Below are 24,913 nucleotides of genomic sequence, written 5' to 3' on the forward strand. Positions count from 1 at the left end.
CTTATCAATTCAGTAAAGGGGTGAAATATATTTCTGTTTTGCTGTATATCCTTGTACATTTGTAAATGCAACAGATTCAAGATATACTAAAGAAATTGTTTGGACACCAACAGATTGACTCAGATTTTGATTTAATGGATAATACAACCGCTTTATTAGCGAAGTATGCTTATTTACCAATCCAAGAATTGCTTGATTTTAAACCTGAGGTCACTGCCGAATATCAAGGGATTTTAGCTGAATTAGATGTTGTAAATGCGGAAGCTACTGCAATACTTTTATTGAAGGGATTGACAGCAATACAATCTGGTTCAATAGATGCTGCAAATTATTTACAACAAGCTCAAGGGGTACAAGTAACTGCGCTAGGTTATAGTTATCTAGCATTACACTTTTTTTTACAAGATGAACCTGAAAAAGTTGTTGAAGTTTGCACGAATGCTATCGTAGATTTTCCAAAAGAACCTTATTTTTATGCATGCCGTTGTATACTGAATCGTAATTTAGATGATGATGAAGGTGCTTTTTATGATTATCAGGTGGCAAAGCGCCTCGACTTTAATTATCATAGCTTATTAGAATGGCATGAGCATCTTCCTTATTTGGAGGCACTCAAAGCGGAACAATTAGACATCCAAGAGCTCGAAAGATGTTGCAGACAAACTCCAAATAATATTGAAAATTTAGCGAAGCTTGCTTTGGAATATGTTCATATTTATGATTATCAACAAGCTATTGATTTGTATTCACAAGGGTTAACCTTGTCATCTGATCCTGCGGAATGGTATGTTTACCGTGCAGCTATTTACAGCAAGTTGACCTTATACATATTGGCCTTAAAAGATTGTAATCAAGCATTAATAATTGATAAGTCTTGTGTGTCAGCCTATATTTTACGTGCAAAATTGCATGAATGCCTAGGGAAGGATAAGGAGGCGTTAGGAGATTATGAGAAAGCCGAGTCTATAAATCCAGATCAATCAGCGATCTACGAGGAGCGAGCTTCGCTATTTGAAAGATTGGGAAAAGACGAAGATGCAATCGTTGATTATTCTAAATTGATCGCTCTGATGAAAGATGATTTCTATCCATATGTACTTCGTGCAGACGTATTTGAACGCCTGGGTAAGCAGGAGGAGGCTTTATTAGATTATAATCGGGCTATTGATCTCAATCCATACTATTCGGATCTTTACCAATACCGTGCAGCGATTAAAGAATCATTAGGTGACAGAATCGGAGCTGAGGCAGATTTACAAAAGTTTGAAGAACTGGATGAAGAATAGATTCATCTTATTTTATGAAAAATCCCCTAAAGCTAGATACGTTTTAGGGGATTTTTATTTAATGCGAAGCATATTGATGGTTATATTCCTAACTCAACCTGAAATAGAAATCCCCATGAATTTTTTTCATTAGCATTGTCAAATTGCCCCTCTTTAAAGGTGTAATTACCACTTAGATTAAATTTTAGGCGATGTGCTTTTATATATTTATTTATGCCAGCTTCTATAATCTCTGTCTGCTTTTCATAAGCTTGAATATCTCTGTGTGGCTGAACAAAAGTATAGCGACTGACAACTTCATATCCATGATTCATTAGATAGGACATCTGTTGGTTGATCCCGAATCCTTTATATGCATAGGCTGTGTTGCCTTGTAAATCAATATTCATTGGATTGTCGACATCGCGACGCATATACTCAACTTGATAAGCAAATCCTTGATATTTGAAGATCGCATCCACAAAGCTTGTTTTTAAAGTGAAAGGGTTTTCAACATATTTACCGGTTTGACCACCTATTCTTGTCGTTCTATCGTTGAAACTATATCCTCCTCCAATTGATAACTTAGGTGTTTCCTCCCTTTCTAAATCTCCTTCTGAATAGTCTCCTCCGTTTTCAAAATTGCCAAAAGGTAAAAATTCAACCCTTCCTGTGTAAGACAATCCACTATCTGTACCACTTGCTGCTCTACCTTCACCCGTAGAGATTGCTACTTTAGCATTAATAGGTACTTCGCCAATTTTTTTGCTGAGATTGGCACTCATACCGAAATCGCGATCTAATGTAAATCTGGTGTTTACTAAGGAACGATCTGCAAACTGGAGTTGCCCAGAAGAATTGACACGTTGCCTGTTTCCTGGTAATTTATTTTGCCCAAAACTGATGTAGAAATCATCTGTAAAGTTGTAGAATACAACCGCGTCACGGACAATATTGGGAATACCAGTTTCATCAAAATCTTGATCACTTCTAGTAAAGGCCAATTGCAACGAGTAGCTAATCTTAGGTGTGTAGATATAACCGTCGACACGCATCCTAAGTCTACGAACACGTGCATCCCACTCTCCATTTTTTTCTCCGTCTAGTTTTTCGGTGAAGCCTGCGCGGTTTTGCATTCTAAACCTGAAGTTTGTGTAGAAAAGGGAATCTTTGCTATGGAATTGAATTCCTTTGAAATTTAAGATAGTAGCTCTATCATCTCGTTCTTGCCCTTCTGCTGCACAGGTTAAGATCGCAAGTAAGGCTGTAAGGGTAACAATTTTTGTTGCTCTCATTCGTCTTTTAAAAAAAATTATAGTAAGGGTTGTTTTTTATTGTAATTAATGATGATTTCACTGAGGTATATAGAAATATCAATAAAGTTCCATATGCTGAAATGCAAAGATCTCTATTGGAGTCATGTTGGAGATAATTTTTTCAATACATCATTTTAGAATTTAGAATATGGTAGCTAAATACTTGTTATTGGTTAAAAATATGAGTTATTTGTGCGATCGTTTTTTTTTAGTAGATCCTTTTCTACTACTTTTTTCAAATTGAAATATGCGAAGTCAATTCACATTTTGTATCTGCTTCTTTTTGATTGTTAAGAACAAAGATAATAATCTAAACAATAAAAAGCCACCAGTTGGTAGCTTTTCAGTTTTTATAATTCTTTACGTAGACGGGCGACAGGTATATTGAGTGCTTCACGATATTTCGCTACAGTACGTCTAGCAATATTATAACCTTTATCTTTCAGAATTTCTGTTAATTTCTCGTCAGCTAGAGGTTTACGTTTATCTTCATTTGCAATACATTCTTCTAGGATTTTTTTTACTTCCTTATTGGAAACTTCTTCACCGGATTCGGTTTGGATCGCCTCAGAGAAAAATGATTTGAGAAGGAAAGTTCCAAATTCGGTCTGTACATACTTGGAATTTGCTACACGGGAAACTGTTGAAATATCCATGCCGATACGATCAGCAATGTCTTTCAAGATCATGGGTTTAAGTTTGACGTCATCTCCTGTTAAGAAGTAATCGTATTGGTATTCCATGATGGCATTCATGGTTTTCAATAAGGTTTGTTGCCTTTGTTTGATAGCATCAATAAACCATTTAGCAGAATCCAGTTTTTGTTTAACAAACTGTACAGCTTCCTTCATCTTTTTATCCTTTTGATTGGACTTTTCGTAGTGTTCGAACATACTTTGGTAGGAACGGCTTACACGAAGTTCTGGAGCATTACGGCCATTTAGGGTAAGATGAAGTACACCATCATTATTACTGATATGAAAATCAGGTATAACATGCAGTTGTTTGCCGGCAACAGCGCCCGAATCTCCTGGTTTAGGATTTAGTTTGAGTATTTCATTAACGATATTCTTAAGATCTTCAGAGGTTAATCCTAATGATTTCTCCAGTTTATCGTAATGTTTCTTTGTAAATTCTTCAAGATAATTTTTAACAACTTTGGTCGCTTGAATAACCGTAGGGTTATTCTGATCTTTCTTTTGTAGCTGGATGAGTAGACATTCTTGCAGATCACGTGCACCGATACCAGCAGGTTCAAAATCTTGAATCACTTTAAGCATCTCCAATACTTCACTTTCTGATGCTATAACATTCTGTGAGAATGCTAGATCATCGATAAGGCTTAATATAGGTCTACGCAGGTAACCATCATCGTCTAGACTTCCAATAATTTGTTGTCCAATTAGAAAATCACGGTCATCTAAAGCTAATAAATCCAATTGTTGCTGCAATTTTTCGAAAAATGAATCTTGCACAGCAATAGGAATTTCTTTTTTATCATCATCTTCATCGGAGTAATTATAATTATTGGAATAATCGGTATAATCATCTTCCTGAATGTATTCATCTACATTAAACTCATCGCTGTCATAGCTTTCTTCACTATCGAAAGTATCATCAGGATCACGATCCGGGTATTCCTCATTTGGTTCAGCCATATTTGCTAAGCTGCCGTCTTCAAGAGCTGGATTTTCTTCTAATTCTTCTTTAATGCGTGCATCCAGGGATACCGTAGGAACCTGTAAAAGTTTAATAAACTGAATCTGTTGTGGAGATAGTTTTTGTAATAACTTTTGTTGTAAGGTTTGCTTTAACATGTTTTGTATGACTAATTCGAAGATAAATTTAAATAAATTATATCTATTAATGAAACAAAAATACATAGATAACATATTTAGGTATAGTTATTGTAGCAATATGGATTCTTATAATCCTAGTTATCAGATTTGGAATAACGAAATGTTAAATTTCGTTAATTCTTCTTTAGAGCATGTAAAAGCTTATTTTTTTTGCTTGTTTTCACAAAACATTTTTAGACCTTTACCGTATGTTCAAACGTATTAAGAATAAATTTTTACGCTATATAGCGATCGCTATATATTTTTTAATCGTCCTGGTTTGTGCTATACAGCTTAACTTTTTAGGGCTTTTTGGCTACTCGCCTACAAAAAAGGATATTACGATGCCAAGTGTCAATATCTCAACAGAATTGTATACGGCAGATAGTGTATTGATAGGTCGCTATTTTGATGAAGACCGTAATCCCGTTGCTTTTGATAGTATATCTAAGCATGTCATAAATGCTTTGGTTGCTACGGAGGATGTCCGTTTTTATAAACATAGTGGGGTTGATTTTTGGGGTTTAGGATCGGGTATTATTTCGACCTTGACTGGTGATAAAAGGGGAGCAAGTACCATTACACAACAACTTGCAAAAAATCTGTATCGTACTCGATATAATAAATCTGGTGGTTTGCTAGCAAAAATACCAGGTGTAGGTTTGATCGTGACCAAATTCAAAGAATGGATGACAGCTTATAAATTGGAGTCCCGTTATGAAAAGAATGAGATCATTACAATGTATTTGAACACAGTCTCGTTTAGTAATAATTCTTATGGTATCCAAACTGCTGCTCGTCGTTATTTTAGTAAAAATGCAAGTGATCTGAGTATTAATGAATCCGCAGTATTGGTGGGAATGTTGAAAGGAACTACGATCTATAATCCAATGCGTAATTTAGAAAAGTCGCGTGAACGTAGAAATGTTGTATTGGCTCAAATGGCAAAAGCTGATTATATTGATCAATCACAGGTAGATAAATTGTCAAAAGAACCATTGGTATTGCATGCCGATAATAAGGATGTACATGCAGGAGAAGATTCGTATTTGCGTGCAGCTGTAGAACGTTGGTTAGAGAAGTGGGCAGAAGAGAATGATCGAGATATTTATAAAGATGGTTTAAAAATTTATACCACCATCAATTCAAAAATGCAAAAGCATGCCGAGGAGGCTGTGGCTAAACAGATGCAAGTATTGCAAAGAAGATTGAAAAACGCATGGGGCAGTGAAGAACCCTGGAGAGACCTGTCGGGCAAGGTAATTCCTGGATTTATTGATAATTTGGTTAAAAAAACTGATTATTATAAATTTTTAGCTAAAAAATACGATAACCGTACAGATAGTATAGATTACTATTTGAATCGAAAAAAAGAAATGGAAGTTTTTTCATGGAAAGGTGAACGCTTGCGTGAGAAGGTTCAAATGTCTACAGTGGATTCGATAAAATATTATGTCACTATGTTGAATACGGGTGTGATGAGTATGGATCCATATTCGGGTGAAATCAAAGTTTGGGTTGGAGGTATTGATCATCAATATTTTAAGTATGACCATGTGAATCAGTCAAAAAGACAAGCAGGATCTACATTTAAGCCATTTGTATATCTAGCTGCTTTAGAATCAGGTATGACGCCCTGTGATCAAATGCAAGATAAACCAGTCACGATTAAAATTGATAAAGGCGATTCTATTGAAGTTTGGGAACCTAAAAATGCAGATTGGAATTTTAGTTACCGAGATATGTCATTGCGTTGGGCAATGGCGCGTTCGGTAAATTCGATCACCGTGCAGTTAACGGAGAAAGTTGGGGCGGATAACATAGTAGAAGCAGCTCATCGTGCCGGAATAGAAAGTAAGTTGAGTCCTGTCGCTTCGATTGGCTTAGGACCGAATGATGTTTCAGTTTTCGAGATGGCCAATGGGTATTCAACTATGATGAATCATGGTGAGCGTGTAACTCCGATTTTAGTTTCGCGTATTGAAGATTATGAAGGTAATGTTATTGCCACTTTTAAGCCAGAACGTAAGCAAGTTATCGATAAACAGGATGCTTGGTTGATGACTTATATGTTGCGTGGAGGCATGGAAGAGCCAGGAGGTACTTCACAAGCATTGTGGGAATATGACTTGTTTAATAAAGAAAATGAGATAGGCGGTAAAACCGGAACTTCATCCGAATATGTGGACGGATGGTATATGGGTGTCACGAAGGATTTGGTAACAGCAGTATGGGTAGGCTGTGATGATCGTAATATTCACTTTAAAAACTCGCAAACTGGAGAGGGTTCTAAAACAGCTTTACCTATCTTTGGTTTGTTCATGGAAGCTATATATAAAGATAAAGCCTTGGGTTATACTCAGGGTAAATTTCCAGCACCAACAGTCGAAATCACTAAGAAATACAATTGTGAGACACCCCGTCCTCCTCGCGAAGAAGTGTTATCAGATTCTACAGCAATAGAAGATGAATTGCCTTTGGAGGAATTAGAAAATAGTGGTAATGAGGGAGCGACTCAAGAAGAGGGATTGTCAACACCTGGGCAGGGAGACCAAATTGATGTCTTGTCTAGCGAAAGAGATGCTGTCGCAACAAAACCACGTGATTCGATCGGCGATGATGAGTAAAATAAAGAAATAATAGTTTTTAAAACCGGTTGTTTATGAAGTATAAGCAACCGGTTTTTTTTGTGCTGTATGAATCTGGAACGGACACAGATTTTTCCAATTCGCATTTTGTTTTCGGATCAGTTTTTCTTTTTGCATAAAGGTAAAATGACGCAGTTCAAGTAATCTTTTCTCTGCCTTTTCTTTAGATTCAAATTTTTCCATATAAACGATACGTGTTAAGTGCGGTCCGTTAGGAAAGAAGATATTACTACTGCTTCTTATTTCGTTTGCTGTTAGAGTAAAATCTGATGTGATGTCGACATTTAGGAAGTGTCTATTGCTGTCAGTAATGATGTATAAAGTGTATGATTTCATGTTTGAGCTAATAAATTTGGTTATTTGTATAATTTTTACTAATTTTATTGGCACAATATTACTAATATTTTTAGATATTAAAAATTAAATTTTAAAAAATATGCCAAACATAGCTTCCAATCTTAAGTTTTTAAGAAAAACGAAAAGACTTACACAACAGCAGTTTGCCGATTTATTGGATATAAAGCGTGCTTCAGTAGGGGCGTATGAAGAAGATCGGGCTGAACCAAAATATGAGTTACTAAAAAAAATAGCAGAGTTTTATGATCTATCGATGGATGAGCTTGCTAATGATGAGATTAATGATAAGTGGAAGCGAGCACCGAAGAGTAACGCTTCTAATTTGCGTGTATTGAGTGTAACAGTAGATGGGCATGATCGTGAAAATATAGAACTTGTTCCCGTTAAGGCGAGTGCTGGTTATATGAATGGTTATGCTGATCCCGAGTATGTAGCAACTTTGCCTAAGTTTTCGTTACCCATGTTCAATCAGGGGACTTATCGTGCTTTCGAGATTAAAGGAGATTCGATGCGTCCTCTCGCGAGTGGCTCTATTATTGTGGCAGAATATGTTGAAAACTGGAATGATATTAAACCAGGACAAACTTATGTGATTGTTTCAAAGGATGAGGGGGTTGTTTATAAGCGAATTGCTTATAAATTTAAGGAAGATAAAGGATTGAAGCTGGTTTCGGATAACAAAAGTTACGATCCTTATTGGGTTGAGGCAGGTGATATTATGGAAGTTTGGCGAGCAAAAGCATTTATCAGTACTGCCTTACCAGAGCCAAATAATGAGCCGACGATGGAAACGCTAACAAGCATGATGGCTGAAATGCAAAAAACAATAAATTCGGTCGTTGATAAAGGTTAAATGTAGATTATTGGTAAACTTTTTTGATTCGAATTTTGATTGTTTGAAAAAAATAGTTACCTTTGTCCTATCTGAGAGGAAGGGGGCAACGTATGCCCCCTTTTTTAATTCATTGATTTCAGTATTTTTATTCGATTTCGACAGAATATGCAAAATATAGAGAAAAGAGTTATCGAACTCGTTCAAGAAAAAATAGCAGATCGCGATGATTTGTTTATTGTAAGTGTTAAATTTCATCCAAACAGTGTCTTGGAAGTTTTGCTGGACGGTGATCAAGGGATTAGTATCGATGACTGTGTACAGGTTAGCAAATTTGTTGGATTCCAGCTGGAGGAAGAGGGAGCAGTAGAAAAAGCTTACCGTCTTGAAGTTTCATCTCCGGGTATAGATACTAATTTTGTTCATCAAAGACAGTATGAAAAAAATATTGGACGCAATGTGCAAGTGAAGTTGAATGATGGAACTAAAACTGAAGGTATTTTACTTGAAGTTGAAGAGACGAAGATAACAATTGAAGAAACAATAAAAGAAAAAGGAAAAAAAGCGCAGCAGGCTGCTCGTATTATTCCTTTGGAACAAATAAAAGCAACTAAGGTGTTAATTTCATTTAAATAAAAATGAGCAGCAATATCAATTTGATTGACTCTTTCCAAGAGTTTAAAGAGTTTAAAAACATTGACCGACCTACGGTTATTTCTGTATTAGAGGAAGTTTTCCGTAGTATGATCCGTAGACGTTTCGGCACAGATGAGAATTGTGATGTTATTGTCAACCCAGATAATGGGGATTTAGAGATCTGGAGAACTCGCGTTGTTGTTGAAGATGAATTTTCGGAAGATGATGATTTAGAAATTGAATTAACAGAAGCGAAGAAATTTGATGTTGATTTGGAAGTAGGTGATGACTATATTGAGCAAATTACATTAGAGAGCTTTGGTCGTCGTGCTATTTTGGCAGCACGTCAAACTTTGGTTTCAAAAGTATTGGAATTAGAGAAAGACGAAGTTTTCAAAAAATATAAAGACCGCGAAGGTGAATTGGTTATTGGTGAAGTTTATCAAATCTGGAAAAAGGAATTACTTGTTTTGGATGATGATGGTAATGAATTGATTTTACCAAAAACCGAACAGATTCCTGCGGATTATTTCAAAAAAGGTGATAGCATTCGCGCAGTAGTTTATAAAGTAGATATGATGAATAACAATCCTAAGATTCTTATTTCTCGTACTGCTCCAGAATTTTTACAGCGTTTATTTGAGTTGGAAGTTCCTGAAATTTTCGATGGCTTGATCACGATTAAGAAAATCGTTCGGGAACCAGGAGAGCGTGCCAAAGTCGCTGTTGAATCTTATGATGATCGTATTGATCCAGTTGGTGCTTGTGTTGGTATGAAAGGATCTCGTATCCATGGAATCGTACGTGAGTTGCGTAATGAGAATATTGATGTAATCAACTTCACGACCAATCACTCGCTTTATATCACTCGTGCATTAAGCCCTGCTCGTATTAGCTCCATCAAAATTGATGAGGAGAATAAAACTGCAGCTGTTTATTTAAAATCTGATCAGGTATCTTTAGCAATTGGTCGTGGTGGACACAATATCAAATTGGCTGGTAAATTGACCGGTTATGAGATCGATGTATATCGTGAAAATGATGAATTTGATGAAGATGTGGATATCGAAGAATTCAGCGATGAGATTGAAAGCTGGGTGATTGACCAGTTGAAACGTGTAGGTTTAGATTCAGCACGTTCAGTATTGGCACTGACAGAAGAAGAATTATCCAGACGTACTGATTTGGAAGAAGATACGGTAAAAGAGATTTTACGTATTTTACAGGCTGAATTCGAATAAAATGAAGCCACATAATTTATTTTCATCTCTATTTCGAATTTAATTGTTATAGAGATGTAAAAAAAACATATTTTTGTATTAAATATTTAATTAGTTAAAATAATAGATGACTGAAGGAAAAGGTACAAACCTGCTTAAAGCAGCAAAGGAACTCAATATTGGCATATCTACTGCCGTAGATTGTTTAGTGAAAAAAGGATATGACGTCGACGCCAAGCCTAATACTAAACTATCCGGAGAGATGTACAATGTGCTGTTGAAAGAGTTTCAAGGTGACAAAATCGTGAAAGATGAAGCTAAACAAATTGTTATTGGCAAAATTCGTCGTGATGAGTCGCCAGTCGCTTCTCCTAAAGAATCATCTAAAAATGACGATTATGAAGAAACTGCAGTTTCAAAAGAAATTTTGATTAAGAACGTTGCAGTTAATACAAGAGAAGGATCTGATGCTGTTAAGAATGAGACACCTACTGATAAAGTAACTGAATCTGAAGCAAAAGAAAGTTCGTCAAATACGCATACTGGAGGGATGAAAGTCGTGGGTAAGATAGATTTAGATGCTTTGAAAAGAGGATCTAAACCTAAAAAAGAAGAAACTCCAGAAGTGAAAGCTGAAACTCCAAAGGAAGTGGAGAAGAAGCCAGAGGTGGTTAAAGAAGCAACTCCTGCTGCTCCAAAACCTAATGTAATAGCAGAGCCTAAAGTAGAGGTTCCGAAAGTGGAAGCGTCAAAAGCTCCGGCAGTGGAAGCAACAAATGCAGAAGAGAAAGCGAAGGAAGCACCGAAGGTTGTCATTGCTGCACCTCAAAAAGTTGAAGTTAAAACTGAAGCTCCAAAAGTTCAAGAGAAGAAAGTGGTAGAAGAAAAGCCAAAAAATGAAAAACCTGCTGTAAAAGCACCGGTTGAAACTCCTGTAAAGGAAGAGAAAAAAGTTAATCCTGCTGATGAAGTTATTAGTGCTAAAGCAGAACGATTAACAGGTCCAAAAGTAATTGGTAAGATTGAATTGCCTACGGCAAGACCTTCTCATAGAGATAAACCTGTAGCATCTTCTTCAAGTGCTACTGGTAATGATCAGAAACGTAAGCGTAAGCGTACAAATAATACGGGAACTGCACCTCAAGGTGGTGGTACTCATCCTAATCGTACAGGTGGACCTAACCAAGGTGGTGGTACTCATCCTAATCGTACTGGAGGGAATCATCCTGCGGGAAATAATCAAAATCGCCCAGGTGGTGGTCCAGGTGTAAATCAAAACCGTCCAGGTGGTGGTCCAGGTGGACAACATAACCGACCAGGAGGTCCAGGTGCTAACAAAAGTCGTCCTCCTTTTAATAATAATAGAGGTAAAGGACCTAATGAGCCGAAAGAGGAACCTACAGAAAAGGAAATCCAAGATCAAATCAAGGCGACATTAGCACGCTTAAGTGGTGCTGGTAAATCAGGTAAATTCGCACAACGTGCTAAATTGAGACGTCAAAAACGTGACGATGTAGCTAGTAATGCAGAAGAGGAAGCATTAGAAAGAGAAATGCAAGCAAAAGTGTTGCGTGTTACGGAATTTGTAACTGCAAACGAACTTGCAAACTTAATGGATGTGGCTGTTACACAAATTATCGCAACTTGTATGAGTTTGGGTATGTTCGTGTCGATTAATCAGCGTCTAGATGCAGAAACTTTAACAATTGTTGCAGATGAGTTTGGTTATCAAATCGAGTTTATTAAACCTGAAGATGAAGAGATCGCAGATCTTGAACAATTAGACAACGAAGATTCATTAGTTTCTCGTGCTCCAATTGTTACTGTAATGGGTCACGTCGATCATGGTAAAACATCTTTGTTAGATTATGTGCGTAAAGCAAACGTAACAGGTGGTGAGGCCGGTGGTATCACCCAACATATTGGTGCTTATGCGGTACAACTAGATGGTGGACGTAAGATCACATTCTTAGATACCCCAGGTCACGAAGCTTTTACCGCGATGCGTGCCCGTGGTGCTAAAGTAACAGATATTGTTATTATTGTTATTGCAGCGGATGATGCTGTGATGCCACAAACAAAAGAGGCGATCAACCACGCACAAGCTGCTGGTGTGCCGATTGTATTTGCATTTACAAAAATAGACAAGCCTGGTGCTAATACAGATCGTATTAAAGAGCAGTTGTCTCAAATGAATATATTAGTAGAAGATTGGGGAGGTAAATACCAAGCGCAAGAGATCTCAGCAAAAACTGGATTAAATGTTGATCTTTTATTAGAAAAAGTATTATTAGAAGCAGAAATGTTAGACCTTAAAGCCGATCCTAATAAGCGTGCTGTAGGTTCTGTTATTGAAGCTGCTTTAGATAAAGGTAGAGGTATTGTTACAACTGTATTGATCTTAGGAGGTACGTTACGTGTAGGAGATCCAATTTTAGCAGGTTCTCATAGTGGTAAAGTAAAAGCTTTGACCAATGAACGTGGAGAACGTGTTAAAGAAGCTGGTCCTTCTGTGCCGGTTCAGATATTGGGTATGGCAGGAGCACCTACTGCAGGTGATAAGTTTTACACAATGGAAAGCGAATCTGAAGCACGTAATGTGGCGAATAAACGTCTTCAATTGCAACGTGAGCAAGGTATGCGTGCTACGAAACATATTACTTTGGATGAGATTGGTCGTCGTTTGGCAATCGGTAACTTTAAAGAATTGAACGTAATCGTAAAAGGTGACGTGGATGGTTCGATCGAGGCCTTATCAGATTCATTATTGAAATTATCAACACAAGAGATTCAGGTAAATGTAATCCACAAATCTGTGGGTGCAATCTCTGAGTCAGATGTATTGTTAGCTTCTGCTTCTGATGCGATTATCATTGGATTCCAAGTTCGTCCATCTATAGGTGCACGTAAATTGGCTGAGCAAGAGCAAATCGATATTCGTCTTTATTCGATCATCTATGATGCTATTGCTGAACTTAAATCAGCAATGGAAGGTATGTTGGCTCCGAAATTTGAAGAGAAAATCGTTGCTAACGTTGAAATCCGCGAAACATTTAAAATCTCTAAAGTTGGTACTATTGCAGGTTGTATGGTATTGGATGGTAAGATTAACCGCAATAATGATATTCGTATCGTACGTGATGGAGTTGTTGTTTTCACAGGCAAATTAGCTTCATTGAAACGTTTCAAAGACGATGTGAAAGAAGTGTCATTTGGTTATGAGTGTGGTTTGAATATTCAAGGATACAACGATATCCAAGAAGGAGATATTGTAGAAGCTTACGAACAAGTTGAAGTAAAACGTAAATTGTAATATCCCATTTACGTTATATAAATAGGCTATATTATGAATTCAATTTAGTCTTTAAGTATAAAATATCCTTGTAAAGGATAATAAGAAAAAATAGGTTGCACTTTTTTAAGTGCAACCTATTTTTTTGTTGACTTCATATTTGATTGATTTCAAAGGTGGCATATTTTTAATTGGCATCTTATTGATCTACTTTTTTAAAATATGCGCACGATTATATTCATAGTTCATTCGCGCAATGTTTAGAACCGAAATACTTTGAGGGCACTCTACTTCACAAGCTTCAGTGTTTGTACAATGCCCAAAAAGTTCTTTATCCATTTGATGTACCATATCAATCACACGTGATAGACGTTCTTCTTTACCCTGCGGAAGTAATACCATATGATTGATTTTGGCAGAAGTAAAAAGTGCTGCACTTCCATTTTTACAAGTGGCAACGCAAGCACCACAACCAATACAAGCTGCCGAATCAAATGCAGCTTCTGTTATTTCATGTGTAATCGGTATGGTGAGTGCCTCTGGTGCCTGTCCTGTATTGATAGATACAAACCCACCAGAGGAAATAATGCGATCAAATGCAGAGCGATCTACTTTTAAATCTTTTTTAACAGGAAAAGCTTCTGATCTAAATGGTTCAATAATAATAATTTCTCCATCTTTAAAAGATCTCAAATGTAATTGACAGGTCGTTGTATTTTTAAGAGGACCGTGTGCAATTCCATTAATCATTATACCACATTGACCACAAATTCCTTCACGGCAATCGTGATCGAATTCTACTGGTGTGTCATTGGACAATATGAGTTTCTCATTGAGGGTATCCAACATTTCGAGAAAAGACATATGTGGATTGAGATTTTCTAATGTATAATCTACGAGTTTGCCTTCAGTGTTTTTACCTTCTTGCCTCCATATTTTCAGTTGTAACTTCATAGCTTGAATTTTAGTATTATTTATAACTACGTACAATTGGTTGAATCACTTCAAAGGATAGGGGCTCTTTATGCAATAGGGGTATTTCATTATTATTCCATTCCCAAGCAGAAATAAATTGATATTCCTCATCATTTCGTTTGGCTTCACCCTCTGTTGTTTGATATTCTTCACGGAAATGTGCTCCACAAGACTCATTTCTTGTAATTGCATCATAACACATCAGTTCACCAATTTCCAAATAGTCTGCAACTCTCCCTGCTTTTTCTATTTCGGTGTTCATGGTTGCCTCAGTTCCTGGAATATGAACATATTTATGAAATTCTTCTCTTAATTTTCTTATTTCAGAGATTGCAAATTTTAAACCATTTGCATTTCGAACGAGTCCGCAATAGTCATACAATATTTTACCAAGTGTTTTATGATAATAATCTACCGTTTTATCTCCTTTGCTATTGCTGAATCGATGCAATTGTGCTCTTACCTCTTGTTCAGCTTTTTCGAACTCAATATGATCTGTCGATATTTTTCCTGTATGGATATCCCCTGATAAATAATTTGCAATCGTATAAGGTGCTATAAAATATCCATCTACAGAAGCCTGCAAGAGTGAATTTGCACCTAAGCGGTTAGCCCCATGATCTGCAAAATTAGCTTCACCTAAGGCAAATAATCCAGGAATTGTGGTCATCAGTTCGTAATCTACCCAAAGACCGCCCATTGAGAAGTGTGCGGAAGGAGAAATCATCATCGGTACTTCATATGCATTGTAACCGGTAATTTTTTCATACATATCGAATAAGTTACCATACTTTTCTTTAATCTTCTCGATCCCTTGTTCTTTAATTGCTTTAGCAAAATCAAGATAAACTGCATTTTTTAATGGTCCAATTCCAAAGCCAGCATCAATCCTTTCCTTTGCTGCACGAGACGAGATGTCTCTTGGGGCAAGGTTTCCAAAAGCTGGATATCTACGCTCTAGGTAATAGTCTCTTTCCTGTTCGGGAATCTCATTGGCAGATCGTTGTTCATTTTCTTTACTCGGTACCCAGATTCTTCCATCGTTTCGCAATGATTCAGACATCAGCGTTAATTTGGATTGGTAATCTCCAGATTGCGGTAATGAAGTAGGATGAATTTGAATCCAGCTTGGACTAGCCATTAAAGCCCCTTTTTTATGGGCTCTCCAGATGGCAGAACCATTACATCCCATTGCTAAGGTAGAAAGATAGTATATTTTACCATAGCCACCCGTTGCCAATATCACTGCATGTGCTGCATGCCGTTCGATTTGACCGGTGTCGAGATTTCTTATAATTACACCTCGTGCTTTCCCCTCAATAACTACTAAATCTAACATTTCATGTCTACTATATAAAGCGACACTTTTTTTTCCTACCTGACGCATAAGCGCTTGATAAGAACCTAATAACAATTGTTGTCCTGTCTGTCCTCGTGAATAAAAGGTACGGCTTACCTGCACCCCACCAAAAGAGCGATTATTTAAATAGCCACCATATTCACGACCAAAGGGTACTCCCTGAGCCACTGCTTGGTCAATTAGATTAAGTGAACATTCGGCCATACGGTAAACATTTGCTTCGCGAGCACGAAAATCACCACCTTTTAGTGTATCAACAAACATACGATACACACTGTCACCATCATTCTTATAATTTTTTGCCGCATTAACACCTCCTTGTGCAGCGACAGAATGTGCACGTCTAGGGCTGTCTTGGAAGCAAAAGGATTTGATATTATAGCCCATTTCTCCTAATGATGCAGCGAGGGAACTTCCAGCTAGCCCAGTTCCAATGACAATGACATCTAATTTTTTGCGATTTGCAGGATTGACCAATTTGGCGTTTTTTTTATAGTTCTCCCATTTTTTTTCCAAAGAACCTTCTGGGATTTTTGCTTCTAAATTCATGTTCTTAAAATATGAAGGTTAACCTATTGTGTAAAGTAAATGTAGATGGGCATCATTGCAAATCCTACACTTATGATGACGGAATAAGCGATACCACAATTTCTTATCCATTTTACATATTTGGGATGGAAAAGCCCTAAGGTACGAATAGCGCTATGTACACCATGTATTAAATGATAGCACAATGCGACCATAGATAATACATAAATCACCACATACCACCATTCTCTAAAAGTGGTGACCACCAATATGTAGAGATCTTTATTGCCATTACTGTCTATTGGGGGGGTGCCAAATTTATAGATATACCAAAAATTTTGAAAATGAATGACTAAGAATATTAAGATAATTGTACCTAAAACACCCATATTGCGACTATACCATTTGCTGGCCCGCTGTCTTTGATCGCAATGGTATTTTTTTCCTGATCTTCTATTTTTAATGGTGATCACGACTGCATCTAATGCATGTAATATGATGCTGGTATATAAGACATACGATACTATTTTAATAACGATATTGCCTGATAAAAAATGAGAATATGCATTAAATTGGGTATGTGCTTGTTCGGCAGGAAGAAATAATTGTAAGTTTCCTAAAAAGTGAATGATTAAGAAAAAACAAAGAAATAGACCTGTAAAACACATCAGCAATTTTCGAGATAGCGTTGTCAACATAAGCAAAGAATTAATAGTAACCGATTATTTTCATCCACAGACCACCAATTGCCATGTAGATCACAAGTAATAAAACACCAATTTCAAAACCTTTTACCCACCATGATTTAAGGTCTACATATCCACTTCCGAAATAAACGGGGGCGGGGCCATGTCCATAGTGAGTCAGAACACCATATATTGAACCAACAAACCCAAGCATCATTGCGAGTAGCATACCTGGTATGCCTAAAGAAACCCCTACACCTAACATAGCAGCATACATTGCGGCAACATGAGCTGTCGCACTTGCGAAAATATAGTGACTGTAGAAGTAGACTAAAATAATTACAGGAAATGCAATAATCCAATTAAGACCCCCGATTTGGGTTTTAATTAAATCGCTAAACCATCCTATAAATCCTAGCTCATTTAGGGAGCTAGCCATCATGACCAACACTGCAAACCAAACGATCGTATCCCAAGCGCCTTTTTCAGATTTGACATCTTCCCAAGTGAGTACGGAAGTGAGCAGCAAAAGTGTGAGTCCTATAAAAGCGGTTGTCGTGGCATCTATGGACAACGAACCACCGAAAATCCATAAACTCAATAGAATGAAAAAGGCAAGTAACATCAACCATTCGTTTGTTTTAATTGCTCCCATTTCTTTTAGTTTTTCCCTTGCCATTTTGGGGGCATCAGCTGTTTTTTTTAATTCAGGTGGATATAATTTGTACAAGACTAGTGGCACTAGAATAAATGCAACAAGTCCAGGAACAAATCCTGCAGCTGCCCAAGACATCCATGTTATATTAATTCCTAAATCTGCTGCAAATTTCTGACACATCGGATTACTTGCTGTTCCGGTAAGAAACATTGATGAGGCAATGAGATTCATATAATAACTATTTAAAGTTAAATAGGCGCCAATTTTTCGATGTGTATTCGGGTCTTCTGGGAGTGAACCAAAGCTGATTGCCATAGATTTCATAATGGGGTAGATGATACCTCCACCTCGAGCCGTATTGCTTGGTATAGCGGGAGCAAGGCAAACATCTGCAAGACCTAGTCCATAAGCTAAGCCCAATGAACTCTTTCCGAAAATTTTGATAAATATAAACGCAATTCTATTTCCTAAACCTGTTTTGATAAAGCCTCTAGCTATAAAAAATGAAATACCAATAAGCCAGATTACTTTGTCACCAAAACCACTTAATGATTTGGTAATAGATAGGGCGGGATTACCTGGTGCTAATACTTGTGTTAAAGCTGTAAATCCTATAGCTAGCATACACATGGTTCCCATAGGTGCTGCTTTTAGGATAATACCTAATATGGTTGCTGCAAAAATTGCAAATAGGTGCCAAGCTTCGGGCGATACACCATGTGGTACCGGTATAAACCAAATAATCAATGCGAAAGCAAAGGTGATACCCATTTTTTTCATGTCCACTTCTTTCATAATATGTATGTTAGTTAGGTTACAATCGACTTTGAACTTGTAAAATGAACAAATTGCCATTGTATTTGTTTGAACTTTCGAATTGATGTTTATAATAGTCGATCTGCATACCCATTTGTATTCTAGCACCGTAATTTTTTAAGAATTCTAAACTGATCATGGGTACTATAGATTGTCTTGGATTGGAATTTTGCCTAAAATCAGTATCTAAATATTCGTACCTGCATGAAAATTCAATAGCTTTTAGGTTTTTATAATCAATTTCATAACGCATATTGGGTAAGAAATAAGCCCCTCGCATTTGATATTGATATATGTTTTCTAGTCGATTTGCTTGTTCAAGACTGAAATATAAATTGTGATTAATCGCTTGTTTTGCCTCTATTTGAAAATCCATGTTCCACTTTTGAGCAAGTTGAAATTTGGATGATATATCAAATGCTAAAGCGTGTACATTTCTTTTAAATACGGTACCCGCCCCCCCGTTTAATCCTATGCTAAAATCATGTTTTTTGGAAAGATCAAACACAATACGCGTTAAAAATTGTTTACCATTATCCTTGTCCGAAACCTGATTTTTTCCATTTCCATTAACTACAGAAACAGCATACCGCATAGGTATGGTACCAATAGGTAGTGTTCCGCCAACAGAGGCTCCTATCTGAAAGCTTGTCCAACCATTTTTACCAAACTCTGTATATTGATTTGACCATTCTAATGATTTTATAATATCCACTGGGTATGTTTCTTCTAGTCCGAACCAAGGCCTGAACTGCCCTACAGTAATAGCAACCTTAGGATTAAAGCTATATCTCAGATAAGCGTTTTCTAAAACTCGTGTTTTGGGGTCATTTTTAAAATCTGCGAAGTTGGCTAAAGCTACAACTTCTACTCTTTTACTGATTTGTCCTTTCACTTGTGCTCGCATATATTTAAGAGAAAAGGAGTTGTTGGTACCCTTCTGATCTGTATGATGAAGGCCTTCTACATCAACATTTTTTTTAAGACTTGTGGTAAATCGTCCTTGAAAAAGTCCTTTGAATTGAAATTTAGGATAACTATCCAAAATTTTTCCTTGTGTACTATCTGGTACCTGGGCTCGAACAGCGTGACTTTTTAAAAGTATAAAACTGATCATGACACTTATTACAAAAGGTAAAAGTTTTTTCATATAAAAAAAATAATGTGAAAAGAACAAGGTATTGATTGATATAAATTTTAATTTATACTCCAAATGTAATTGTATAGTTGGTTATTAATAAGCAATTCTTTTTTTTTGCTCATATAATAAAAGTAAGGAGTTAAATCTAAATAAAAAAGGAAAAAATATAATAATTCAATATTTTTTTAAGTTAAATGATTGGTTCAAGTTGCTTATTGAAAAAGTACTTCAATGAAAAAGTAATATACTGTTGTTTAGGTGAAGAGAGACGAAAAGCTTTTAACATCAATTTTGTGATGGGATAATCTGTTTAATCTCAAATGAGCAATATTATTAAGTAACATCATGCTTGCACAGAGATTTTATCGTACAAGGATTTCGGATGAAATCTAAAAAAAGCCTTCGTCAGTTTATGACGAAGGCTTGATGTCTTTTTTATCTCAAGTATATTTTAAATCCTTTTTTGACAGGTCATATTAATTGATTTGAATGAGTTTATCCAAAGACTTTTTAATTGCTGGATCAGCATAGTCGCGCCCACCTTCCAGTCGATCTACCAGTTCTCCCTTTTTATTAAGGATTACTGTCGTTGGAATAGCGTTTCCTAAGAACTCAGATGGTATTTCACCATGGGGTGCATAGACTTGTAAATCATATTTATTTTCAGCCATGAATGCTTTCGATTTATCCATCATACCATCAACATCTACCATTAAAAAGATAATTTCATTGTTTTCTTTAAAAGATTGTTTTAAAGAATTTATAGATGGCATTTCATGAATACATGGGGGACACCATGTAGCCCAAAAGTTAATAAATACCACTTTACCTTTTAATGAACTTAACGTAATATCTTTTCCATTTTCATCTATAAAGGAAACCTCATTAGCTTGGGATGTTGGACTTGTTGCAGCACTGTCAACAGTTGTTTCGACTGCTTGTGAATTTGGATTGTCTTTAGTTTGCGAATTGCAGGATACAGCAGTAATACTGGTTACAACCAGGAACATGCCGATCATTTTTTTATTTAAATGGGTTATCATATTTATTTCTATTTGTTTATTATACCTTCTTTAATTTCTTCCGATGGTTTCAGTATGATTTGACTATCTGCCGAAACTTGACCAAATACTTCTGTTAAAGTATCCAAATATATGCCTTCTTTGATAGGAATACGTTTAATTTCCTGATTGTCTAATATAAGGATAAATGTGCCACTCTGTGTAGTCAGAATACTTTTTTTAGGTACCCAAGTTGACGGTTGCTTACGTTTTAACATGAGTTTGACTTGAGCATAATCTCCTCCTTGTAACTCTCCTGATATATTATTTACATCAAATTCTAGTGTTAATGATCGATCATGTTGAGCCAACAGTCCAGATGTACGTGAAAGTGTTGTCTCAAATATTTTTCCAGGTTGAGAACTTACGGTAAAATTGGCTCGTACACCTTGTTGTACGGATGCAGCATGTTTTTCTGGAAGAGATAGGGTTAAGCGTAATTTATTTTCTTGTGCAATTATAAATAGAGATTGATTGGACGACGAGCCCGCCAATGCGCCTATAGATACATTTCTTTCCGTGATCACGCCATCGAAAGGAGCAGTGATACGTAGATATTGCTGTAATTGTGACGTATGCGAAGTACTTGCTTTAGAAGCTTCGAAAGAAGCTCTTGCACTTTCAACATTACTTTTAGCCCTGTCTAATTCAATTGCTGCTACGGCACCCGATGTTGTTGAAGCATCTTTTAAGCGATCATATGCTTGCTGAGCAAAAAGATAATCACTGTAGATTTTCTGTTCTGTAGCTTTGTCAGATAAATAACGCTGATTCATTTCGGGAGCTTCTAATACCGCTAATAGCTGTCCTTTGCGTACATGATCTCCGCGATCTACATATAGCTGTTTTACAAATCCTGATACTTTTGCAAATACTGCTACTTGCTCATAGGGTTTTAGTTCCGCAGGAATAGAAATTTCGTATTCTGGATGGATAAATTGTACTGATGCTGTTGGATGATTTATTCTTTTTTCCGTTTTTTTTGCTTCCTTATTCACCTGATTTTCTTGCTGTAAGCATGCCGTAAGTGGAATTGATAAGGCAAGTGCAAGGGTCAATCTTGTAATTTTATATGTTGAAATTGTAGGGGACATGATCGTATAGTTTAAATGAATTATCTCGTTTGATTAGAAAAAAATTGGCTTTCCTCATCATCAGGATCTAGAGATGGACTGATATTAGCTGTTTTGGACATGAGGGATGAGAAAAAGTGTGGTAATAGAAGCAGAATCGCGAGGGTAGATGCAACAAGCCCACCAATAACAGCTCTACCTAATGGTGCAACTTGTTCTGCTCCGTCGCCAATCCCTATTGCCATCGGTAACATACCAGCTAGCATGGCAGCAGCAGTCATTAATATAGGTCTTAAACGGGATGCTGCTGCTAGTCTTGCTGCATTTACTGGTTTCAAAGCCATATTTTTTCTATAATATTCGGCTTGATTAACGAGCAATACAGCATTGGATACTGATACACCAATGGACATAATTATTCCCATATAGGATTGTAAATTAAGTGTACTGTTGGATAAAAAAAGTAAAATCAGACTTCCGGTAATCACTGCAGGAATAACAGATAAAATAATCAATGGTACTTTAAAAGATTGGTAATAACCAGATAGCATCAAGAAAATAGCGATGATTGCTACTGCTAATCCGGTCAATAGGCTCCCTAATGTGTCATCCAGCAGCTGCATTGTTCCTTCTGTCCATACATTGATACCCCGAGGAGGTTGTCCTACATCATTGATTGCTTTTTTTACGGCAGTAGAAGCTGTACCCAAATCCTTATTGTACACATTGGCTATAATGGTGACATAACGATTAGGACCTTTTCGGTTTACTTGTGCTGGGGAAGTCACTCTGCGCACTGTTGCAACATCTTCCAGTAGTGGACGAAGATTTCCTTTTTTTAACGGAAGCGACTTGAGCATTTCTTCTGATGACATGATATGCTCGGGAATTTGTACCTGAACTTGAAAAACAAGTCCTGATTTAGGATCTATCCATAGATTTTTATCTGTAAATCGAGTAGAGGATGTAGCAGCAATCAAACTTCGTGTGACGTCTTGCATGGTTAAACCAAACTGACCCGCAAGATCACGATTGACTTCAATTTCCATTGTAGGATATTCCAGTGATTCCGCGATGCGTACATCTCTTAAATATGATATTTCTTTTAAATTGGATTCAATTTTTGATGCATATGCACTTGCAGCCATTAGTTGCCCAGCTCCGACTTTCACTTCAATCGGAGTCATGGCCCCTTGTCCCATTATTTTTTCAGTCAGCTCCATCGGTTCAAAATTTAGTTGTACTTGTGGGTACCTTTCGTTTATGTTTTTTCTTATTTCCTCTTTGAGATCCTCCATGGAATTTTTATAAATATCCTGATTAACGGATACTTGCAATACCGCTTCATGAGAAGCACTGGTAAACAGAAAAATAGGGTTGATTGGGGATGTTGCTGGATGCATCCCAACAAAAGCTGATGTGATCGTAATTCCATTGTCAGGAATCTTCACTTTGATATCCTCTGTAATTGCTTTGACAATTTGTTCTGTTTTTTCAATTCTACTCCCTTGGGGTGCTTGGATACGGATCTGAAAGTCGCCACTATTGGAAATAGGCATCACATCAGTACCAACAAAGTTCAATAATAATCCAGTTGTAGCTCCAGTGCATAAGGTGTACATTATAAAAAGGGGCAATGATTGGGTAGACCATTTCCTTATCCTATACGAATAGTTTAGGCTGAATTTTTCAAAAAATACTCTTTTTCTTGGTGTTTTCCTTATCTCTTGATACTTATCTTTCATAAGCCAAATGGCCAATATCGGAACGAAGGTTTGAGAAGCTATAAAAGAGGCAATCATAGCAAACGCTACAGCCATAGAGAGAGGAATAAACATGTCTCTAGGAATACCGGTCATGATAAAAGCAGGTGTTAACACAGCAAGGATACAAAGTAGAATTAACAATTTAGGAACAGAAATTTCAAGTAATGCATCGAGAATAGCTCTTTGTTTACCTTTTTTCATTTCCATATGCTGGTGTATATTCTCAATAGTGACCGTGGCTTCATCAACAAGGATACCGATCGATAATGCTAGGCCACTCAATGTCATGATATTGATTGTTTGACCAAAGTAGTATAGCACCATAACAGCTGAAAGAATAGCAATTGGGATAGTAAGTACCACGATAATTGCCCCCCGACTATCACCTAGGAATAAGAAGATCATCAATCCGGTAAATATGGCTCCCAATATACCTTCATGTATTAGATTTGTTAATGATCGTTCTATATATTTTGACTGATCAAATTCATAACGGATATTTACATCTTCAGGAAGTTGGTTTTTTAACAGATCCATTGATGATTTTAAATTATTTACAGCATCAAGTGTCGAAGCATCAGCTTTTTTAATAATGGGCAAGTACACAGAGCGCTTTCCGTTGACCAAAGCATAACCTACTGTCTGATCCGCAGCGTCAGATACTGAGGCTACATCACGAACATAAATGGTTCGATTGTCTGTTGTTCTAATAGGAGTGTTTAAAAATTCCTCCGGATTTTTGACAATTGAGTTAATCGGAGCCATTAAATTTTCATCTGCGATACGGATGTTTCCCGCAGGAGATGGAATGCTACTTTTTGTAATGGCTATGGTAATGTCTTCTGGATTCAGACCATTTGCTTGCATGGCTTGGGGATCAATATCGATCACTATAGAACGCGTGCTACCTCCAAATGGTGCAGGAGCAGTGATTCCAGGAATGTCGACAAACATAGGCCTAATCTTCGTCAGGACAAGAGTCTGTATTTCATTGATTGAGAGCTTGTCACTTTCAAATACCAATTGCCCGACAGGAAGTGAACTTCCATCAAAGCGTACGACCATAGGAGGTACTGCTCCTGCAGGTAGAAAACCCATGGCTCTTGAAACTGATGTTGAAACCTCACCAGCCACTTGTGCCATGTTGGTGCCTGGATAAAAGGTCAGTTTCATCAGGCTTAGCCCTTGTACACTTTTAAAGTCTATGTTTTTGACACCGCTTACAAATAGGAGTACCTTCTGAAATTCATTTGCCATAAATCCATCCATGTAGGCTGGAGATAAACCTCCATAAGGCATAGCGATATACATAGCAGGTAGTTCAACTTCCGGGAAGATATCTACATTTATTTTTTTTATTGTACTGTAGGAAAAAAAAGCGATCGTAATGACGGCCACCATGATAGTAATGGGTTTCCTAAGTGCAAATCTAATTAAATTCATGG

Annotated in this window: 17 protein-coding genes; 6 read left to right on the forward strand and 11 right to left on the reverse strand. The window is 36.8% G+C overall.

The window, feature by feature from the left end; genetic code table 11:
* Positions 1–65: 65 nt before the first annotated feature.
* Positions 66–1,286, forward strand: coding sequence for a tetratricopeptide repeat protein (locus C8N37_RS03125; RefSeq protein WP_108157503.1), 1,221 nt, complete (start codon positions 66–68; stop codon positions 1,284–1,286).
* 80 nt (positions 1,287–1,366) lie between these two features.
* Here C8N37_RS03125 and C8N37_RS03130 read toward each other — a convergent pair whose 3' ends face one another.
* Positions 1,367–2,560, reverse strand: a complete 1,194-nt coding sequence (locus tag C8N37_RS03130) for a porin (protein WP_108157504.1) — start codon at positions 2,558–2,560, stop codon at positions 1,367–1,369.
* Positions 2,561–2,931: 371 nt separating this feature from the next.
* Entirely contained in the window at positions 2,932–4,398 is a 1,467-nt protein-coding gene (gene rpoN / locus C8N37_RS03135; RefSeq protein ID WP_094771657.1) for an RNA polymerase factor sigma-54, read from the reverse strand.
* A 230-nt stretch (positions 4,399–4,628) separates the two neighbouring features.
* Here rpoN and C8N37_RS03145 point away from each other — a divergent pair, with 230 nt between their 5' ends.
* Positions 4,629–7,046, forward strand: a complete 2,418-nt coding sequence (locus tag C8N37_RS03145) for a penicillin-binding protein 1A (RefSeq protein ID WP_108157506.1) — start codon at positions 4,629–4,631, stop codon at positions 7,044–7,046.
* 33 nt (positions 7,047–7,079) lie between these two features.
* Here C8N37_RS03145 and C8N37_RS03150 read toward each other — a convergent pair whose 3' ends face one another.
* Positions 7,080–7,403 (reverse strand): GIY-YIG nuclease family protein, encoded by a 324-nt coding sequence (locus C8N37_RS03150; RefSeq protein ID WP_108157507.1) that lies wholly within the window; start codon positions 7,401–7,403, stop codon positions 7,080–7,082.
* Positions 7,404–7,503: 100 nt separating this feature from the next.
* On the opposite strand from C8N37_RS03150, the gene C8N37_RS03155 reads away from it, so the two are divergent.
* From C8N37_RS03155 to infB, 4 genes are all read left to right on the forward strand, one after another.
* Complete coding sequence (locus C8N37_RS03155) at positions 7,504–8,277, forward strand: XRE family transcriptional regulator (protein ID WP_108157508.1); 774 nt, start codon at positions 7,504–7,506, stop codon at positions 8,275–8,277.
* A 147-nt stretch (positions 8,278–8,424) separates the two neighbouring features.
* On the forward strand, positions 8,425–8,892 hold the full coding sequence (rimP, locus tag C8N37_RS03160; protein ID WP_108157509.1) for a ribosome assembly cofactor RimP: 468 nt from the start codon (positions 8,425–8,427) through the stop codon (positions 8,890–8,892).
* Between the two features lie 2 nt (positions 8,893–8,894).
* Positions 8,895–10,133 (forward strand): transcription termination factor NusA, encoded by a 1,239-nt coding sequence (gene nusA, locus C8N37_RS03165; RefSeq protein WP_045754911.1) that lies wholly within the window; start codon positions 8,895–8,897, stop codon positions 10,131–10,133.
* A 106-nt stretch (positions 10,134–10,239) separates the two neighbouring features.
* The gene (infB, locus tag C8N37_RS03170; RefSeq protein ID WP_108157510.1) at positions 10,240–13,425 is read left to right on the forward strand and encodes a translation initiation factor IF-2; all 3,186 of its coding nucleotides are present in this window, start codon (positions 10,240–10,242) and stop codon (positions 13,423–13,425) included.
* 186 nt (positions 13,426–13,611) lie between these two features.
* Here the strand turns inward: infB and C8N37_RS03175 are convergent, their stop codons facing one another.
* From C8N37_RS03175 to C8N37_RS03210, 8 genes are all read right to left on the reverse strand, one after another.
* The gene (locus tag C8N37_RS03175; RefSeq protein ID WP_108157777.1) at positions 13,612–14,358 is read right to left on the reverse strand and encodes a succinate dehydrogenase/fumarate reductase iron-sulfur subunit; all 747 of its coding nucleotides are present in this window, start codon (positions 14,356–14,358) and stop codon (positions 13,612–13,614) included.
* Positions 14,359–14,374: 16 nt separating this feature from the next.
* On the reverse strand, positions 14,375–16,288 hold the full coding sequence (locus tag C8N37_RS03180; protein ID WP_108157511.1) for a fumarate reductase/succinate dehydrogenase flavoprotein subunit: 1,914 nt from the start codon (positions 16,286–16,288) through the stop codon (positions 14,375–14,377).
* 23 nt (positions 16,289–16,311) lie between these two features.
* On the reverse strand, positions 16,312–16,965 hold the full coding sequence (locus C8N37_RS03185) for a succinate dehydrogenase cytochrome b subunit (RefSeq protein ID WP_108157512.1): 654 nt from the start codon (positions 16,963–16,965) through the stop codon (positions 16,312–16,314).
* 10 nt (positions 16,966–16,975) lie between these two features.
* Positions 16,976–18,406 (reverse strand): anion permease, encoded by a 1,431-nt coding sequence (locus C8N37_RS03190; RefSeq protein WP_108157513.1) that lies wholly within the window; start codon positions 18,404–18,406, stop codon positions 16,976–16,978.
* A gap of 19 nt (positions 18,407–18,425) precedes the next feature.
* Positions 18,426–19,577 carry a porin gene (locus C8N37_RS03195; protein WP_108157514.1) on the reverse strand — a complete coding sequence of 384 codons (1,152 nt, stop codon included), beginning with the start codon at positions 19,575–19,577 and terminating at the stop codon, positions 18,426–18,428.
* Positions 19,578–20,044: 467 nt separating this feature from the next.
* Complete coding sequence (locus C8N37_RS03200; RefSeq protein WP_108157515.1) at positions 20,045–20,611, reverse strand: TlpA family protein disulfide reductase; 567 nt, start codon at positions 20,609–20,611, stop codon at positions 20,045–20,047.
* An 8-nt stretch (positions 20,612–20,619) separates the two neighbouring features.
* Positions 20,620–21,723, reverse strand: a complete 1,104-nt coding sequence (locus C8N37_RS03205; protein WP_108157516.1) for an efflux RND transporter periplasmic adaptor subunit — start codon at positions 21,721–21,723, stop codon at positions 20,620–20,622.
* A gap of 20 nt (positions 21,724–21,743) precedes the next feature.
* The gene (locus C8N37_RS03210; protein WP_108157517.1) at positions 21,744–24,911 is read right to left on the reverse strand and encodes an efflux RND transporter permease subunit; all 3,168 of its coding nucleotides are present in this window, start codon (positions 24,909–24,911) and stop codon (positions 21,744–21,746) included.
* Positions 24,912–24,913 lie beyond the last annotated feature (2 nt).

It is taken from the genome of Sphingobacterium faecium (assembly GCF_003054045.1).
GTDB classification, from domain to species: domain Bacteria; phylum Bacteroidota; class Bacteroidia; order Sphingobacteriales; family Sphingobacteriaceae; genus Sphingobacterium; species Sphingobacterium faecium.

What these genes read in the sequence shown, in the direction of transcription:
- C8N37_RS03200 (WP_108157515.1), bottom strand. Translation starts at nt 20,611, where the DNA reads ATGATAACCCATTTAAATAAAAAAATGATCGGCATGTTCCTGGTTGTA.
- C8N37_RS03130 (WP_108157504.1), bottom strand. Translation starts at nt 2,560, where the DNA reads ATGAGAGCAACAAAAATTGTTACCCTTACAGCCTTACTTGCGATCTTA.
- infB (WP_108157510.1), top strand. Translation starts at nt 10,240, where the DNA reads ATGACTGAAGGAAAAGGTACAAACCTGCTTAAAGCAGCAAAGGAACTC.
- nusA (WP_045754911.1), top strand. Translation starts at nt 8,895, where the DNA reads ATGAGCAGCAATATCAATTTGATTGACTCTTTCCAAGAGTTTAAAGAG.
- C8N37_RS03210 (WP_108157517.1), bottom strand. Translation starts at nt 24,911, where the DNA reads ATGAATTTAATTAGATTTGCACTTAGGAAACCCATTACTATCATGGTG.
- C8N37_RS03185 (WP_108157512.1), bottom strand. Translation starts at nt 16,965, where the DNA reads ATGTTGACAACGCTATCTCGAAAATTGCTGATGTGTTTTACAGGTCTA.
- C8N37_RS03145 (WP_108157506.1), top strand. Translation starts at nt 4,629, where the DNA reads ATGTTCAAACGTATTAAGAATAAATTTTTACGCTATATAGCGATCGCT.
- rimP (WP_108157509.1), top strand. Translation starts at nt 8,425, where the DNA reads ATGCAAAATATAGAGAAAAGAGTTATCGAACTCGTTCAAGAAAAAATA.
- rpoN (WP_094771657.1), bottom strand. Translation starts at nt 4,398, where the DNA reads ATGTTAAAGCAAACCTTACAACAAAAGTTATTACAAAAACTATCTCCA.
- C8N37_RS03155 (WP_108157508.1), top strand. Translation starts at nt 7,504, where the DNA reads ATGCCAAACATAGCTTCCAATCTTAAGTTTTTAAGAAAAACGAAAAGA.
- C8N37_RS03125 (WP_108157503.1), top strand. Translation starts at nt 66, where the DNA reads ATGCAACAGATTCAAGATATACTAAAGAAATTGTTTGGACACCAACAG.
- C8N37_RS03175 (WP_108157777.1), bottom strand. Translation starts at nt 14,358, where the DNA reads ATGAAGTTACAACTGAAAATATGGAGGCAAGAAGGTAAAAACACTGAA.
- C8N37_RS03205 (WP_108157516.1), bottom strand. Translation starts at nt 21,723, where the DNA reads ATGTCCCCTACAATTTCAACATATAAAATTACAAGATTGACCCTTGCA.
- C8N37_RS03195 (WP_108157514.1), bottom strand. Translation starts at nt 19,577, where the DNA reads ATGAAAAAACTTTTACCTTTTGTAATAAGTGTCATGATCAGTTTTATA.
- C8N37_RS03190 (WP_108157513.1), bottom strand. Translation starts at nt 18,406, where the DNA reads ATGAAAGAAGTGGACATGAAAAAAATGGGTATCACCTTTGCTTTCGCA.
- C8N37_RS03180 (WP_108157511.1), bottom strand. Translation starts at nt 16,288, where the DNA reads ATGAATTTAGAAGCAAAAATCCCAGAAGGTTCTTTGGAAAAAAAATGG.
- C8N37_RS03150 (WP_108157507.1), bottom strand. Translation starts at nt 7,403, where the DNA reads ATGAAATCATACACTTTATACATCATTACTGACAGCAATAGACACTTC.